This is a genomic window from Campylobacter portucalensis, assembly GCF_009690845.1.
GTDB classification, from domain to species: domain Bacteria; phylum Campylobacterota; class Campylobacteria; order Campylobacterales; family Campylobacteraceae; genus Campylobacter_B; species Campylobacter_B portucalensis.
Genome location: NZ_VWSJ01000004.1, coordinates 67,398 through 82,736, shown reverse-complemented (window position 1 = coordinate 82,736; position 15,339 = coordinate 67,398). Strand labels below are relative to the sequence as shown.

12 protein-coding genes are annotated in these 15,339 nt (G+C 30.1%); 7 read left to right on the top strand and 5 right to left on the bottom strand.

The annotated features are described in order from the left end of the window. Positions 1 to 411: 411 nt before the first annotated feature. Together F1B92_RS01865 and F1B92_RS01860 are read right to left on the bottom strand one after the other, a co-directional pair. Positions 412 to 1,077, bottom strand: a complete 666-nt coding sequence (locus F1B92_RS01865) for a lysophospholipid acyltransferase family protein (RefSeq protein WP_154570210.1) — start codon at positions 1,075 to 1,077, stop codon at positions 412 to 414. Continuing rightward, positions 1,064 to 2,374, bottom strand: coding sequence for an MFS transporter (locus tag F1B92_RS01860; protein WP_154570209.1), 1,311 nt, complete (start codon positions 2,372 to 2,374; stop codon positions 1,064 to 1,066). The genes F1B92_RS01865 and F1B92_RS01860 overlap by 14 nt, the downstream gene beginning before the upstream one ends. 98 nt (positions 2,375 to 2,472) lie before the next feature. On the opposite strand from F1B92_RS01860, the gene rdgB reads away from it, so the two are divergent. Further along, the gene (gene rdgB / locus F1B92_RS01855; protein WP_154570208.1) at positions 2,473 to 3,087 is read left to right on the top strand and encodes an RdgB/HAM1 family non-canonical purine NTP pyrophosphatase; all 615 of its coding nucleotides are present in this window, start codon (positions 2,473 to 2,475) and stop codon (positions 3,085 to 3,087) included. Between the two features lie 721 nt (positions 3,088 to 3,808). On the opposite strand, the gene F1B92_RS09050 is transcribed toward rdgB, so the two are convergent. The 3 genes from F1B92_RS09050 to F1B92_RS01840 are packed head-to-tail and all read right to left on the bottom strand — an operon-like array spanning position 3,809 to position 5,914. Beyond that, on the bottom strand, positions 3,809 to 4,579 hold the full coding sequence (locus tag F1B92_RS09050; protein WP_229770873.1) for a DUF3883 domain-containing protein: 771 nt from the start codon (positions 4,577 to 4,579) through the stop codon (positions 3,809 to 3,811). Continuing rightward, on the bottom strand, positions 4,579 to 5,703 hold the full coding sequence (locus F1B92_RS01845; RefSeq protein WP_154570207.1) for a DNA adenine methylase: 1,125 nt from the start codon (positions 5,701 to 5,703) through the stop codon (positions 4,579 to 4,581). The genes F1B92_RS09050 and F1B92_RS01845 overlap by 1 nt, the downstream gene beginning before the upstream one ends. Before the next feature lies 1 nt (position 5,704). Then, a complete protein-coding gene (locus F1B92_RS01840; protein WP_154570206.1) occupies positions 5,705 to 5,914 on the bottom strand; it encodes a helix-turn-helix domain-containing protein in 210 nt (69 codons plus the stop codon). A 453-nt stretch (positions 5,915 to 6,367) separates the two neighbouring features. On the opposite strand from F1B92_RS01840, the gene F1B92_RS01835 reads away from it, so the two are divergent. The 6 genes from F1B92_RS01835 (at position 6,368) to F1B92_RS01810 (ending at position 15,317) form a co-directional block, all read left to right on the top strand. After that, positions 6,368 to 7,063, top strand: a complete 696-nt coding sequence (locus tag F1B92_RS01835; protein WP_154570205.1) for a thiol:disulfide interchange protein DsbA/DsbL — start codon at positions 6,368 to 6,370, stop codon at positions 7,061 to 7,063. A gap of 11 nt (positions 7,064 to 7,074) precedes the next feature. After that, positions 7,075 to 7,728, top strand: a complete 654-nt coding sequence (gene dsbI, locus F1B92_RS01830) for a protein-disulfide oxidoreductase DsbI (protein ID WP_154570204.1) — start codon at positions 7,075 to 7,077, stop codon at positions 7,726 to 7,728. 12 nt (positions 7,729 to 7,740) lie between these two features. Next, positions 7,741 to 9,588, top strand: coding sequence for an aryl-sulfate sulfotransferase (locus F1B92_RS01825; RefSeq protein WP_154570203.1), 1,848 nt, complete (start codon positions 7,741 to 7,743; stop codon positions 9,586 to 9,588). Between the two features lie 84 nt (positions 9,589 to 9,672). Continuing rightward, a complete protein-coding gene (locus F1B92_RS01820; RefSeq protein WP_154570202.1) occupies positions 9,673 to 11,517 on the top strand; it encodes an aryl-sulfate sulfotransferase in 1,845 nt (614 codons plus the stop codon). Between the two features lie 68 nt (positions 11,518 to 11,585). Next, positions 11,586 to 13,415 carry an aryl-sulfate sulfotransferase gene (locus F1B92_RS01815; RefSeq protein WP_154570201.1) on the top strand — a complete coding sequence of 610 codons (1,830 nt, stop codon included), beginning with the start codon at positions 11,586 to 11,588 and terminating at the stop codon, positions 13,413 to 13,415. A 48-nt stretch (positions 13,416 to 13,463) separates the two neighbouring features. Further along, complete coding sequence (locus tag F1B92_RS01810; protein ID WP_154570200.1) at positions 13,464 to 15,317, top strand: aryl-sulfate sulfotransferase; 1,854 nt, start codon at positions 13,464 to 13,466, stop codon at positions 15,315 to 15,317. Positions 15,318 to 15,339 lie beyond the last annotated feature (22 nt).

Here is a 15,339-nt window from a genome sequence, read left to right as displayed (position 1 = left end):
TATTTGCTCAAATAAAATAAAAAAATAAGAGTTTATGGTATTGATAGTAGATATAAAATTTAAAATATTTTTGTGAAAATTTGAGGATAAAATCTATAAATTTAGTGAAATTTCAAGACAAAATTTATTTAAATTTTTAAAAATCGTATTTAATTGCAAATAATTTTTTAGATTTTTTTGTATTCAAAAAGATTTATGCAAGATAACAGTTATTATGATTTTATTCTAAAAAATTAATTAGTAAATCCATATAAACGACGGCATCGAGCCATATATGATTAATAAATTCAAATTTAAGGGCATTTAAAGGATTTTATCCTATTTAAAAGATAATTGAGATATAAAAAATACAAATTATATGTTTTTTATAAAATCGATAAAAATCAAATTGGATTTACTTTTTTAGATGAGTTAAAGCTCATCGTAAGCTTTTTGCATATTTAATCTAGTTTTTTCATACCAATTTTCATCGTTTAAATCAACCACTTCAAGACATTTCATCTTAACTAATCCCTTTTTTACGGTAAATTCTTTAACATTTAAAATTTGCAAAGTATCTTTTAAAACTATGGGTTGAACTCTTAAATTTAACTTTTTAGCTACCACTTTTGCACCATCTTGAAATTTTAAGATTTTATCTCCTCTTCCTCTTGTGCCTTCTGGAAAAATTGCTATTACCCTACCATTTTTTACTCTATCTTTAGCATCTTTTATTAAGCCTACAATCGACCTTGGATTGTTTCTATCTATGCTTATCATATTAGGAAGTGATAAAATTTTGCCTAAAAAAAAGATATCGCCTATCTCCTTTTTTGCTACCCAAGCTAAATTTTTAGGATGAAATTCTTCTAAAATCATAATATCTACCATACTTTTGTGATTTATTAAGATTAAATTTGCTTCTTCATCAAATTCGCCGATTTTTTCTACCTTATATCCAAGAGCAAATCTTTGCATTTTTGACCAACCGCGACGGATACTTAAAATTTTTGTTTTAAAAATAGACATCGATATAACAACTATAGCTATACTAAAAACAAACCAAATAAAATAGAGCCCGCCCTTAAATTTTTCCATCTTTAACTCCTAAAATATCTAAAATTTTATCTTCTTTTATGAGTTTTGAGTTGTATTTTACTACAAATCCACTATTTTTTTTGTAACACTCAATAAAACCTTTGACGTCGATAAGTCTTGAAAAATCAAACTCTTTTTCAAAATATATGTTTTTGAAAATATTTGGATTAGTTAAGGTAATTAAAAGCAAAAGCCAGATAATGCTAATTATAAAAACCGCAGATGATAACTCTTTAACGCCTAAATTTTCAAGCATAATACCACCTAAAAGCCCACCTATAAAACTTCCAAAATATCCTGCTGAATTAAATATACCTAAAACAGTTCCTTTTTGTGAAGCTTTTGCAAATTTTGAAGCTACACTTTGCATTATTGGCTCGTGCATATTAAATCCTATAAAAAATAAGATAACTCCAGTTATAAAAGCATATTGATTAGAACTGATTGCAAAAAACAAATAAGAGACCATAAAAAACAATACGCCAAATATCAATATATTTTTAGCAAATCCTTTTTTTTCTCCTAAAAATCCAGCTAACCCCATAGCAATCAAACCAAAAATCATCGCCAACACATACACAATCCATAAACTATCTTCATTAAATTTAAGAGCTCTTACAAGAACAATTGGCGTGATAAAAAATGCCATTGTCATAAACATTTTTTGTAAAAAATTAGTTAAATTCATAATAGCTAAGTCTTTATCGCTTATAATTTCTTTTAGTGATAAATTTTGACTTAAAGATTTGATTTTTATATCTTTTGGAACAACCATATATAGTAAAAATATACACAATACGCTAAGTATAGTACTTATATGAAAAAGCATTCCAAGACCAAATTTATTAGCTAAAATCGGACTTATAGCCATAGATAAAGCAAAGCTTAATCCAATCATAATGCCCATTATTGCCATAGCTTTACCTCTATCTTCTTCTTTTGTAAAATCGCTTATCATTGCTATTCCAACAGCACCAATAGCACCGCTTCCTTGAATAGCTCTGCCTAAAATCATCAGATAAATATCGTTTGAAAAGCCACATATCAAAGAACCAATTATAAAAATAATAAGACCAAAAGCCATTGTGTTTTTTCGCCCAAATTTATCAGAAATGAGTCCAAATGGAATTTGAAAAATAACTTGCATTAAAGCATAAATTCCAATAGCAACTCCAGCTAAAATTGTGGTAGAATGCTCTAAATTTGAAGCATAAAGCCCAAAAATAGGTAGTACTATAAAAAGCCCAAAAAATCTAGTAGCAACTATAAAAGATAAAGATAAAATAGTTTTATACATAAAATTCCTTTTTAAAAGCTATAATTTTACTCAAATTTTAATAATATTTGTATGAAATATGTTAAAATTCAGTTAAATTTTAACATAAGGATTGCATTTTGAAAATAGTGCTTGCAACAAATAATAAAGATAAAGTAAAAGAGATAAAAGATTTTTATAAAAGTTATAAAATTTATGCATTTGAGGATATTTTAACGCCTTTTGAAATAGAAGAAAATGGTTTGAGTTTTAAAGAAAATTCTCTTATTAAGGCAAATGCAGTATTTAATGCTTTAAGTGATGAGCAAAAAAATGAATTTATAGTTTTAAGTGATGATAGTGGATTGAGTGTTGAGGCTTTAAAATTTAGTCCTGGAATTTACTCGGCTAGATATAGTGGCAAAAACGCAACTGATACCTCAAATAGAGCTTTGCTTATTTCAAATTTAAAAGCTTTAAATTTGCAAGAGAGTAGGGCTTTTTATACTGCTGCTATTTGTATAGTTTGTAAATTTGGAAGTTATACTACTCATGGATTTATGCACGGTAAGGTTATAGATGAAGAGCGTGGAAATAATGGCTTTGGATATGATTTTATGTTTATTCCAAATGGATTTGATAAGACAATTAGCGAACTTGATGAAAATATTAAGCTAGAAATTTCTCATAGAAGTAAAGGGCTTGAGTTAATGAAAATAGTTCTTAAATTTATTGAAAAAAAATGCAAAATTTAGAAAAATTATTTTTCAAATATTATAGATATTGAAATATAAGCCTAATTTTAGATAAAAGAAAAATAGTAACAATTATAGTTTTTAATTACCAACGTATATTTTGCAAATTTTACAAAACACAAAAATTAATTGAAGCTAAAATGAAAATTTAAAATTGCAAATAGAGCTTAAAAAGCTAGAATTGAAAAATATAAATATAAAAATCGCAAATTGTGGCGAAGCAAAATTTAAAGACTTGCTTGTTTTTGACGTATTAATTTATAATACAGTTTAGGTAATTTAATATGATGATAGATAAGGATATAAAAGAGTTGTTATGACCTGCACCGATATTTGACAATAGATTATCTATATTAAATTATTTTGCAAAAAAAGTAAATTTACATTAAAATTTTGTGAAGTATAAAATTAATTCAAATATAGAAATTCATAAAATTAAAGAGTGTAAATTTACAGAAGTTAATTAGTATCGATAGTAAAGATTATGATAATATAAAAGCTTTAAGAGAATATATTAAATCATCAATGTTTTTACTATATGATTGTAACTTATAGTCCATCAAAAGCAGGAATTTTTAATTTATTTCATTGAGTTTTTATTTTTGTTGTAATTTTTGTTCTTTAAGTTTTATTTTTTACTTTTTTCTTGTTTTATGTTTGCGTATCCATTCCTTTCTTGCAATAAAAAGACAACTAGATTTTTATCTAATTGTCTTTAAATTTATTTTTTTGTTACAGCGAATGTAACTGGGTCAAAATTGTAATTTTCTAGTAACTCTTCGGCACTAATTATTTCAACTTTCCCCCTCCTTGTATTAACATCAAAATCATATACTCTATATACATAAGCACCATCATCTTTATAAGTTTCAAAAAATAATTTTTCATTTTTGCTCATATAAAATGGAGTTTCTAACCCTCCAACAGTAGTTTTAACTTCAATCCTTCTAGTGCTTCCATCTTCATTGATGGAACTAACATCATATCCTAAACCATCACCCTGTAAAATACTTAGATGAAGTACTCTAGACACTGATGTGGAATCAAAATTTAAAACTCTTTCTTTCTCAAACTCATATACAAACTCTTCTCCCATATTTCCAACATCTGTGTTTCTTTCTCTCTTTTTACTCCAATCTATTTTTCTTCCAACAAAACTTCTCAAACTATTTTTTCTTTTATCTATTTTATCAGAAGATAATGGTTTTTTATTGCTTCTTATTCCCTCTAAAGCAATAAATTTTGCAGGCTTACTTCCCTTATCTACAACAAACCCTTCTAAATACTCCTTAATCAACTCGCTTTGATGAGCAACAATGTTTCCTATTCTTTGTAAAATTAGAATTTCTTTACGAGTAGCAGACATTACTTTGTCATCTTCATTATATACAAGTACCTCTTCTAATCTTTGTTTAATCTCTGATGTGTTTAATTCACCATACTTATCAAGTAAAGGTCTTATAGCTTTTCTAATTTCTGCTTCTGAATGCATTATATTTTCTCCAACTCATAATTTGTAATTAGTAAATGTTTAGCTAGTTTATCATTTCTGTTTTGAAAACTAACTATATATTTTTTGTCAAAATTTTTAATAACAAATTCTTTGTATAAATCATATATAAAATCAGTGTTTTTTATAACTAGCATAAATTTTGCTTTTGTATTTTTACAAAAATTTGCCAATCTTTTATGATCTTTATTTGAAAATTCATTATTAGCATAAGTTGAAAAAGAAGAATCATAAGGTGGATCTAAAAATATAAAATCATTTTCTTCAAGTTTTATATTTGAAAAAAATTCTTCAAAATCAAGAGAATATATTAGAGTTTTGTCAAGTCTATTAATTATTTCTTTACTCTCAATATATTCAATTTTTTTTGTTAAATATTTGCTATTGTAGCTACTTCCGCCATAAGGAACATTAAATCCACCATTTTTATTGTATCTAAACATAGATGAATAACAGTATTCTCTAATAAAGTAAAACATAGCACTTATAAAATTTTCATTTAATAATAATTCCTTTGAATTGTTATATAAAAATCTAAAATGTGTATATAAACCACTTTTAAATCCAGTTTCTATATTTAATTTAACATCATTTATAGACATTTTTCCCTTTTCATTTTCTATTTTTTTCATTCGCTTTAATTTCTTAAAAAGATTATTCTCTAATTCTAATAAAATTCTTTTTTCATCGACAATAAACTCATCATTTAATATACCATTAAATTCTTCAGCATTGTTTATAATAAATTTTTCTATATTTACTTTAAGTTGAATATCTGAAATTCTGTTAAGTTTATATTCATTATATAAATCTGATAATTCATATATATAATCTTCACTTATTTTTTCTAAAATTTTCCAACATTTATCTATCTCTTTTATTGCGTAAAAAAACATATTATTTTTTGATTGAATTGATTTATATAAATTTATTAATTCATTAGACTTATCATTTATATAATATTGTTTTATATTATCAACTGCAAAATAAACTGCTCCACCACCGACAAATGGTTCATAAAATCTATTAATATTTTCTGGAAGATTATCTAAAATTATTTTCAGCTCTTCAGTTTTACCACCAGGCCATTTTATAAAAGGCTTCATACTAATTCTCCTCCTTATAAATCTCTATTACTTCTTCAATTTTACAATCAAGAGCTGTGCATATTTTTACTATTGTTTCTAAATTTACACTTTCATCTCTACCCATTCTAGCTACTATATTACTACTGATACCAGAGGCTTTTTTTAAATCTTCTTTATTCATTTTTCTTTCAACTAATAAGTGCCATAACGGTTTATAAGAAATTTTCATATTTTTTCTCCAAATCAACGTCTTTTACATATTATATCACATTATCGCAAGTTTTTCACTACTTATCGTTATTTTATTAAATAAAAAATCTATTAAATTACTCTAACAGATTATTTTTTATCATTTTATTTATATTAAAATTTCATCAAATACATCATTCAAATTTTATCAGCGATTAGTGAAATAGCTTCGTCGCCATCTAAATCAAGGGCTAGCGGGTTGTAAAGGTCAGTAATGACACCATTTTTACTAAATTAATTTATAAAATCCTAAAAATTACTAATAATATCTCCTAAAAAGTCACCCAAAATAATCTAATATATCATAAAAATTTGTGGCTATGGATTATTTTCAAAATATAATTGCTAAATTTAAGCTAAAATTTATTTTGGCGTGATAATTTAGTAAGAATATTTTTGTATAATTCGTAAAATTAATTTTAAAGGAGATAAAATGAAAGTTAATTCATTTTTTAAAGGTATTGCAAAATCAGTTGCCGTTTTGGCTTTAGTAGCAGGTGTTAGTTTAAATGCTGCAGAAGAAGGAAAAGATTATGTAAAATTAGAAAAACCTATTGCTAATGCACAAAATACAGTTATAAAAGTATTTAGCTATGATTGTCCATTTTGCTATAAATACGATAAAGCAGTAACTAAAAAAGTTATGGAAAAACTTCCTGAAATGAAATTTGTTCCATACCATTTAGCAACAAAAGGTGTATTTGGTAAATATGGTAGCGAGCTTTTGGCTGTTATGATAGCAAAAGATGAGGCTGCTGGCACAAATTTACTTGATGATAATTCAAAATTTAAAAAAGCAAAATTTGCACTATATAAAGCTTATCACGATAAAAAAGAGAGATGGGGAGCTGATGCTAGCAAGCCAGAAAATGTTGATGCATTCTTAAAAACAGCACTTGATGAAGTTGGAATTTCAAAAGCTGATTATGAAGCTGCTTTAAATGGCGATAGAGTAAAAGAACTTCTAAATTTATGGGGTATGGATAATAATAGCGACTCATATATGGTAGCAAAAATTCAAGGCGTTCCAGCTTTCGTTGTTGATGGAAAATATCTTATTTTAACAAAATCTGTTAAAGGTATTGATCAGATGGCTAATACCATAAAAGAACTTCACGAAATGAAATAAGGAAAATATAAATGAGTATATGTCAAGACTTTAAAAGTTCGCCAATATGTGCAATTAGCAAGTGGCAAGATCAGAGATTTCTTTGGGGTTTAATGGTAGTTGCGATGCTTGGGCTAGTTATTCTAGCTCATAGTTTTTTTCAAAACTATCTTTATATGTTACCGTGTGAACAATGCGTTTATATTAGATTTTCAATGCTTGTTATGGCACTTGGCGGATTAGTTGCTATTATTAATCCTAAAAATGTAGTTTGTAAAATTATTGGTTATGTTTTTGGAATTTATGGTGCTATTATCGGCATAATGTATAGTGTTAAATTGCACGGAATTCATGAAGCAGTTCACGGAGATGATCCTTTTGGTGTGCAAGGATGCTCAACCGATCCTAATTTTCCTTTTGGACTTCCTTTAGCTGAGTGGGCACCTGATTGGTTTAAACCTACTGGAGATTGTGGATATGACGCTCCTATCGTTCCTGAAGGAGTGGAGCTTGATGCTATCCAAAAATTCTTTACTGAATTTTATGCAGATGGTTGGTATTTGATTCCATCGGCTAAATTTATGGATATGGCTCAATGCACTTTGATAGCCTATGTTTTATCGCTGGCTTTGCTTGTTATTATGTTGGGTAGCTGGCTTTATACAAAATTTTGCAAAAATAAATAATAAGGATAAAAAATGAATAAAATTTTAAGTTCAGTTTTAGTTGCTGGTATGCTTTTAAGTGTTGGTGTTACTTCTGCTATGGCAATTGGCGGGGCAAGTGGTGCAAAGATTGATTATGCTGTGCAGGGACAATTAGGTGAATTGGTCGTTAATCCTTACGATATAGCACCTTTAACTGCTGTTATTAAAGATGGTGGATATAGCATTAAAAATGCAAGTGTAAGAATTGTGCCAAAAGAAAATGGTCAAGAGATAAAATATAAAGTTGCAAACGGAGAGCTTAAGACTCATGGCGGTATCCCTGTTTTTGGACTTTATCCTAATTATGTAAATAAAGTTGAGGTTGAATATACTAAAATTTACAAAGGCAAAGAAGAAAAAGTAAAAGAAGTTTATGAAATTTATACAGCTCCTGTTTTTGCTGATGTAAGTGGTATGAAAGGTCAAAAGGGCGTATTTTTTGATAAGATAGAAGTTATCAAAAAACCAACTGATAAATTTAAAGATAGATTATATTTTGTAAATAATTTCCAGCCAAAAACAGGAAAGGGTACAAAAGTCGTTTGGAATAATCCAACAGGTGGGGCTTTAGAGTGGAACTATAATCCTCAAATTTTTATCATTGATACAACAGGCGAAATTAGATGGTATTTAGAGCCAAGCAAAATTTATAATCTAAAATCAGCCTTCAATGCTGGCGTTATGATGGGCTTTAAACAAAATGATGATGGCGATTTAACTTGGGGTTATGGTCAAAGATATGTTAAATACGACATTTTAGGTAGAGAAATTTTCAATAGAGAGCTTCCTGCTGGTTATGTTGATTTTTCACACTCAATGGATGATAGTCCAAATGGAAACTACTTCTTAAGAGTCGCAAATGCAAATTTAAAAAGACACGATGGCAAAAATGTTAGAACAGTTAGAGATGTGATTGTTGAGGTTGATAAAAATGGTCAAGTTGTTGATGATTGGAGACTTTATGAAATTTTAGATCCATACAGAGATAATGTTTTAAAAGTACTTGATCAAGGTGCAGTTTGTTTAAATATCGATGCAAAAGCAGGCGGACATACTCTAAGTGAAGATGATTTAGCTGCTATGGATACAAATGATAAATTTGGTGATATAGTTGGCTCTGGACCTGGTAGAAACTGGGCTCACGTAAATTCAGTAGATCACGATGCTGAAGATGATAGCATTATTATCTCAAGTCGCCATCAAAATGCTATTATAAAAATAGGAAGAGATAAAAAAATTAAATGGATTTTAGGCAATCCTGTTGGTTGGGGTGATAAATTTAAAGATAAATTACTAACACCAGTTGATAGCAAAGGTAAAAAAATCTCTTGTGGCGAAAATGGTGCAATTTGCCCTGGATTTGAGAGTGATAAAGGCGGATTTGACTTCACTTGGACACAACACACTGCATTTAAAATCGATGAAAAAAGCAAAGGTGATATTATTTATGTAAGTGCATTTGATAATGGTGATAGTCGCGGAATGGATCAACCTGCAATCTCAACTATGAAATACTCAAGAGCTGTAATTTATAAAATCGATCAAAAGAAAAAGACAGTTGAGCAAGTTTGGGAGTACGGAAAAGATAGAGGGTTTGATTGGTATAGCTCGGTTACAAGTTTAACAGAATATCAAGCCGATAAAAATTCAGTTATGGTTTATTCTGCTGTTGCTGGTATGCAATTTGATATAGCAACAGGAAATCCAACAGGTCTTCCAAGTCCGCACATTAACGAATTTGAATGGGGTGCAAAAGAGCCAAGTATTGAAATCAAGATGACAAATGCTATGGGTTATCAAGCGTGGCCATTTAGTATTGAAAAGGCTTTAAGTAAATAATTTATACTTTGAGTGTCAAATTTGGCACTCAAATTTACCTAATTGAATCTTTAAATTTAATTAGGTAAATTTAAAGGAGAAAGTATGAAAAAGTTTTTTAGTTCAATTTTAGTTGCAGGATTGCTTTTAAGTGTAGGAGTAAATTCAACATTTGCAGCAGGCGGTGCAAGTGGTCCAAAAACATATAATTCAGTAGGAAAAATTGGTGCTGTTATAATGAATCCTTATGGGATTGCACCACTAACTGCTATAATTACAACGGGCGGATATCATCTTGAAAATGTTAGTGTTCTCGTAAAAGGTAAAGGCGAAAAAGGTATAGATATAAAATACAATGTATCTAATTCTAAAATTTTGCAACACGGAGGAATTCCGATTTTTGGACTCTATCCTGATTATATAAATAAAATAGAAGTTATATATACAAAATTTATGCCAGGAAATCAAAAATCTGAAAAAGTGAATGAAACATACTCAATCTACGCTCCGCCTATTACCACTTACGGTTCTGGCACATCTCAAAAAACTTTCCTTCCAAAAGCTGAAGTTATCATTCCAGCTAGCGATAAAGTAAAAAATAATTTATATTTAATGAATCATCTTAGTTCAATTCTTCCAAACGCTGGTCAAGTTGTATGGAATCACCCTGTAGGTGGAGCTTTAGAGTGGGATTATGAAAGCTATGTTTGGATGATTGATACAAATGGTGATATTAGATGGCAACTTGATGTAAGCAAACTAAGAGATCCTTATGATATCCGAAAAAAGGGAAATTTAATGGGCTTTGATCAAACAAAAGATGGAAATTTACTTTGGGGTCAAGGTCAAACTTATAAAAAATATGATTTAATGGGTAGAAAAATTTTTGATAGAATGCTTCCAAGAAGTTATATTGACTTTTCTCATCATACAGAAGAAACAGTTAAGGATACATATCTTCTTCGTGTAGCAAATTCTGATATGAAAAGAAAAGATGGTAAAAATGTAAGAACAGTTAGAGATGTTATTATCGAGTTAGATAAAGAGGGAAATGTTATTGATGAGTGGAAATTATCAGATATTTTAGATCCTTATAGAGATAATAATATTTTAGCTATGGATCAAGGTGCAGTTTGCTTAAATATTGATGCAAGTAAAGCAGGGCAAACTGTTTCAAAAGAAGACCTTGAAGATAACTCAATGCCTTTTGGAGATGTTGCAGGAGTTGGACCTGGTAGAAACTGGGCACATGTAAATAGCGTAAATTACGATCCTTACGATGATAGCATTATTATCTCATCAAGACACCAAAGTGCAGTGATTAAAATCACTCGAGATAAAAAAATAAAATGGATTTTAGGAAGTCCTGAAGGATGGAGCGAAGAATTTCAAAAATATCTTTTAAAGCCAATTGATAAAGATGGTAAAGAAATAATTTGCGAAGCAAATGGCTCAAAATGCCCTGGATATTTAAATGATAAAGGTGGATTTGACTACTCATGGACACAACATACTGCTTATGTAATTCCTGAAAAATCAAATGGTCATATAAGAAGAGTTAGCACGTTTGATAACGGAGATAGCCGCGGAATGGAACAGCCTGCATTAGTATCAATGAAATATAGTCGTGCAGTTGAGTATGAAATAGATGAAAAGAATATGACTGTTAAGCAAGTTTGGGAATTTGGTAAAGAAAGAGGTTTACAGTGGTATAGTCCAATAACTTCAGTTACTGAGTATCAACCTAAAACTGATACTATGATGGTTTATAGTGCAACTGCTGGAATGGGTGATTTGGTTGCATTTAGAAAAAGAAAAGCAGAACTTACTCCGTATTTACATGAATTTGCATATGGCACAACTACACCAGAGCTTGAAATAAAAATGGTTGATGGAAATATCATTGGATATAGAGCTTTGGTTGTTGATTATAAATTAGCTTTTGAGTAAGCAAACGTATTTTAAGTGTCAAATTTGACACTTAAATTTAATTAGTTAAATTTATAAAAGGAGAAAGTATGAAAAAACTTTTTAGTTCGGTTTTGGTTACTAGTATGCTTTTAAGCGTAGGCGTAAATTCAGCATTTGCTATGGGTGGTGCTAGTGGTGCAAATGTAAATTATCACAAACAAGGACAAATCGGCGAAACAGTTGTCAATCCTTATGGGATAGCACCATTAACAGCTATCATTAAAAATGGTGGATATGTTTTAAAAGATGTAAGTGTTGAAATAGTTCCAAAGGAAAATGGACAAAAAATAGCATACACAGTTAGCAAAAGAAACTTACTAACTCATGGAGGCATTCCTATTTTTGGTTTGTATCCTGATTATTTAAACACAGTTAAGGTAAGCTACACAAGAGTTCATAACAAAAAAGAGGAAAAAATAAACGAAACTTATAAAATTTTTACAGCTCCACTTTATAACGAAGTAGCTGGCATCGATATGCAAAAAAGTACATTTTTCACAAAAGCAGAGGTTAAAAAGCTAGATCCTAAATTTAAAGATAGACTATATTTTGTAAATAATATCGTTGAAAAAAGCGGTATTGGCACAAAAGTTGTTTGGAATAATCCAATAGGTGGAGCACTAGAATGGAATTATTATCCAAGAAATTTTATTATTGATACAACAGGTGAAGTTAGATGGTATATGCTTCCAAGTAAAATTTACGACCTTGAAACAATCTATCAAGCTGGCGTTATGATGGGTTTTAAACAAAATGATAATGATGGCAGGCTTAGTTTTGGATATGGTCAAAGATATGCAAAATACGATATCTTAGGACATAAAAGCTTTAACCGCCGCCTACCTTCAAATTACAATGACTTTTCTCACTCAATGGACGATGCAGATAATGGACACTTTTTTATAAGAGCTGCTAGTTCAAATTTAAAAAGAGCAGATGGAAAGTATGTAAGAACAGTTAGAGATGTTATCGTTGAAGTTGATGAGAATGGAAATGTGGTTGATGAGTGGAGGCTTTTTGATATTTTAGATCCATATAGAGATAGCGTTTTAAAATCTCTCGATCAAGGGGCAGTTTGTTTAAATATAGATGCAAGCAAAGCGGGTCAAACCATAAGCGAAGAAGAGTTGGCAAAACTTGATGATAATGACCATTTTGGTGATATTTTAGGCTCTGGACCTGGTAGAAACTGGGCTCACGTAAATTCTGTTGATTATGATCCAGTTGATGATAGTATAATAATCTCATCTCGTCATCAAAGTGCTATTATTAAAATTGGTAGAGATAAAAAAGTAAAATGGATTTTAGGTGCAAGTGAAGGATGGAGTGATAAATTTAAAAACAGTCTTTTAACGCCAGTTGATAATAAAGGTAAAAAGATAGATTGTAACGAAAAAGGTGTTTGTGAGAATTCAAATTTTGATTTCACTTGGACACAACACACTGCATTTAAAATCGATGAAAAAAGCAAAGGTGATATTATTTATGTAAGTGCTTTTGATAATGGCGATGGAAGAGGAATGGAGCAACCCGCAATTCCATCAATGAAATACAGCAGAATGGTCGTGTATAAAATAGATCAAAAGAAAAAAACCGTTGAGCAAGTTTGGGAATGGGGAAAAGAAAGAGAAAATTCACTCTATAGTCCAGTTGCATCGCTAACTGAATATCAAAGAGATAAAGATTCTATAATGGGATATTTTGCTACAGCTGGAACTGTTTTTGATTTTAAAACTGGTGCGTTTTTAAGTGAGCCAAATCCAACAATCGTTGAGTTTGAATGGGGTGCAAAAGAGCCATCGGTTGAAATTCAGCTTTTTGATACAACAGGCTATCAAGCGTGGCCATTTAGCGTTGAGAAAGCTTTAAGTAAATAATTTATGCTTTAAGTATCAAATTTGACACTTAAATTAAAAGGAGAAACTATGAAAAAAATACTTAGTTCTGCATTAGTTGCAGGTATGATTTTAAGCGTTGGCACTACGCAAGCTTTAGCAATCGGCGGTCCAAGTGGAGCTAAAATTGATTGGCAAATTCAAGGAAAATTAGGAGCTGTTAAGCTAAACCCTTATGGATTAGCCCCATTAACTGCTATTATTATGAATAATGGATACGTTTTAAGTAATGTTTTTGTTAAAATTTTACCAAAAGAAGATGGGCAGATTATTAGTTATAAAGTAAATGATCAAGTTTTAAAAACATATGGAGGGATTCCGATATTTGGGCTTTATCCAGCGTATAAAAATAAAGTTGAAGTTACATATACAAAATCAGCTGTTGGCTCTAAAGACGAAACCATCACAGAAACATATCAAATCACAACAGGTCCTGTTGGCTTAACACCATCTGGTCTTATGATGCAAACAGGTATGCCTTTTGAAAGCGTAGAAGTAAAAAAGGTAGATAAAGAATTTTCTGATAGATTATATCTTATAAATAATGTGCCTGGTAAAATGCCTGGAAGAGGCTCTCAAGCAGTTTGGAATAATCCATCAGGGGGAGCATTAGAGTGGAATGATTCTTCAAACGCTTTTATTGTCGATACAAAAGGTGAAATTAGGTGGTATTTTGACTCAGATAAAATATTAGATCCAGGAAATATGTATAAAACTGGCATTCAAATGGGTTTTAGGCAAGATATTGATGGTGCTTTAGCATGGGGTTTTGGGCAAAGATATGTTAAATATGATTTAATGGGTCGAGAAATTTTTAATCGCCAACTTCCTTTAGGATATAATGACTTTTCTCACTCATTAAACAACGCTCAAAATGGCAATTATCTACTTAGAGTTGGCTCATCAAACACAAAACGCCCCGATGGTAAAAATGTCAGAACCGTTCGTGATACTATTGTAGAAGTTGATAAAGATGGAAATGTGGTTGATGACTGGAGGCTTTATGAAATTTTAGATCCTTACAGAAAAGATGTTATTTTAACTCTTGATCAAGGTGCAGTTTGTTTAAATATAGATGCAAGTAAAGCAGGTCAAACAATGAGTCAAGAAGAGTTGGCAAAACTTGATGATAGTGATAAATTTGGAGATATTGTTGGAACAGGACCAGGTAGAAACTGGGCTCATGTAAATTCGGTTGATTATGATCCAAATGATGATAGTATCGTTATATCATCTCGCCACCAAAGTGCTATGATTAAGATCGGTAGAGATAAAAAAGTAAAATGGATAGTTGGAGCTCACAAAGGTTGGAGTGATAAATTTAAAGATAAGCTTTTACAACCTATTAATAGTAAAGGAGAAAAAATCATTTGTGAAGATGAATATTCAAAATGCCCTGGATACGAAGATGATAAAGGCGGATTTGACTGGACTTGGACTCAACACACTGCATTTATTATAGATAGTAAAACAAATAAAGATATTCTTTACTTAGCAGCTTTTGATAACGGCGATGGAAGAGGCTTAGAACAACCTGCTATTCCAACTATGAAATATTCAAGAGCTGTTGTTTATAAAATAGATCAAAAAAATATGACAATAGAGCAAATTTGGGAATATGGCAAGGAAAGAGGCGGAGATTGGTTTAGTGCAGTTACTAGCTTAACAGAATATCACGATGATAAAGACTCTTTATTGGTGTATTCTGCAACTGCTGGAATGCACATTGATATTAGTAAAGGTGTTACAATTGGCGATGCATCACCTGAACTTTTAGAATTTAAATGGGGTGCAAAAGAACCTAGCGTTCAGATAAAATTTACAGGTACTGGTATTGGATATCAAGCGATGCCAATTAGCTTAGAAAAAGCTTTTACGAAGTAAATTTAGAGTGCAAATTTAGCAC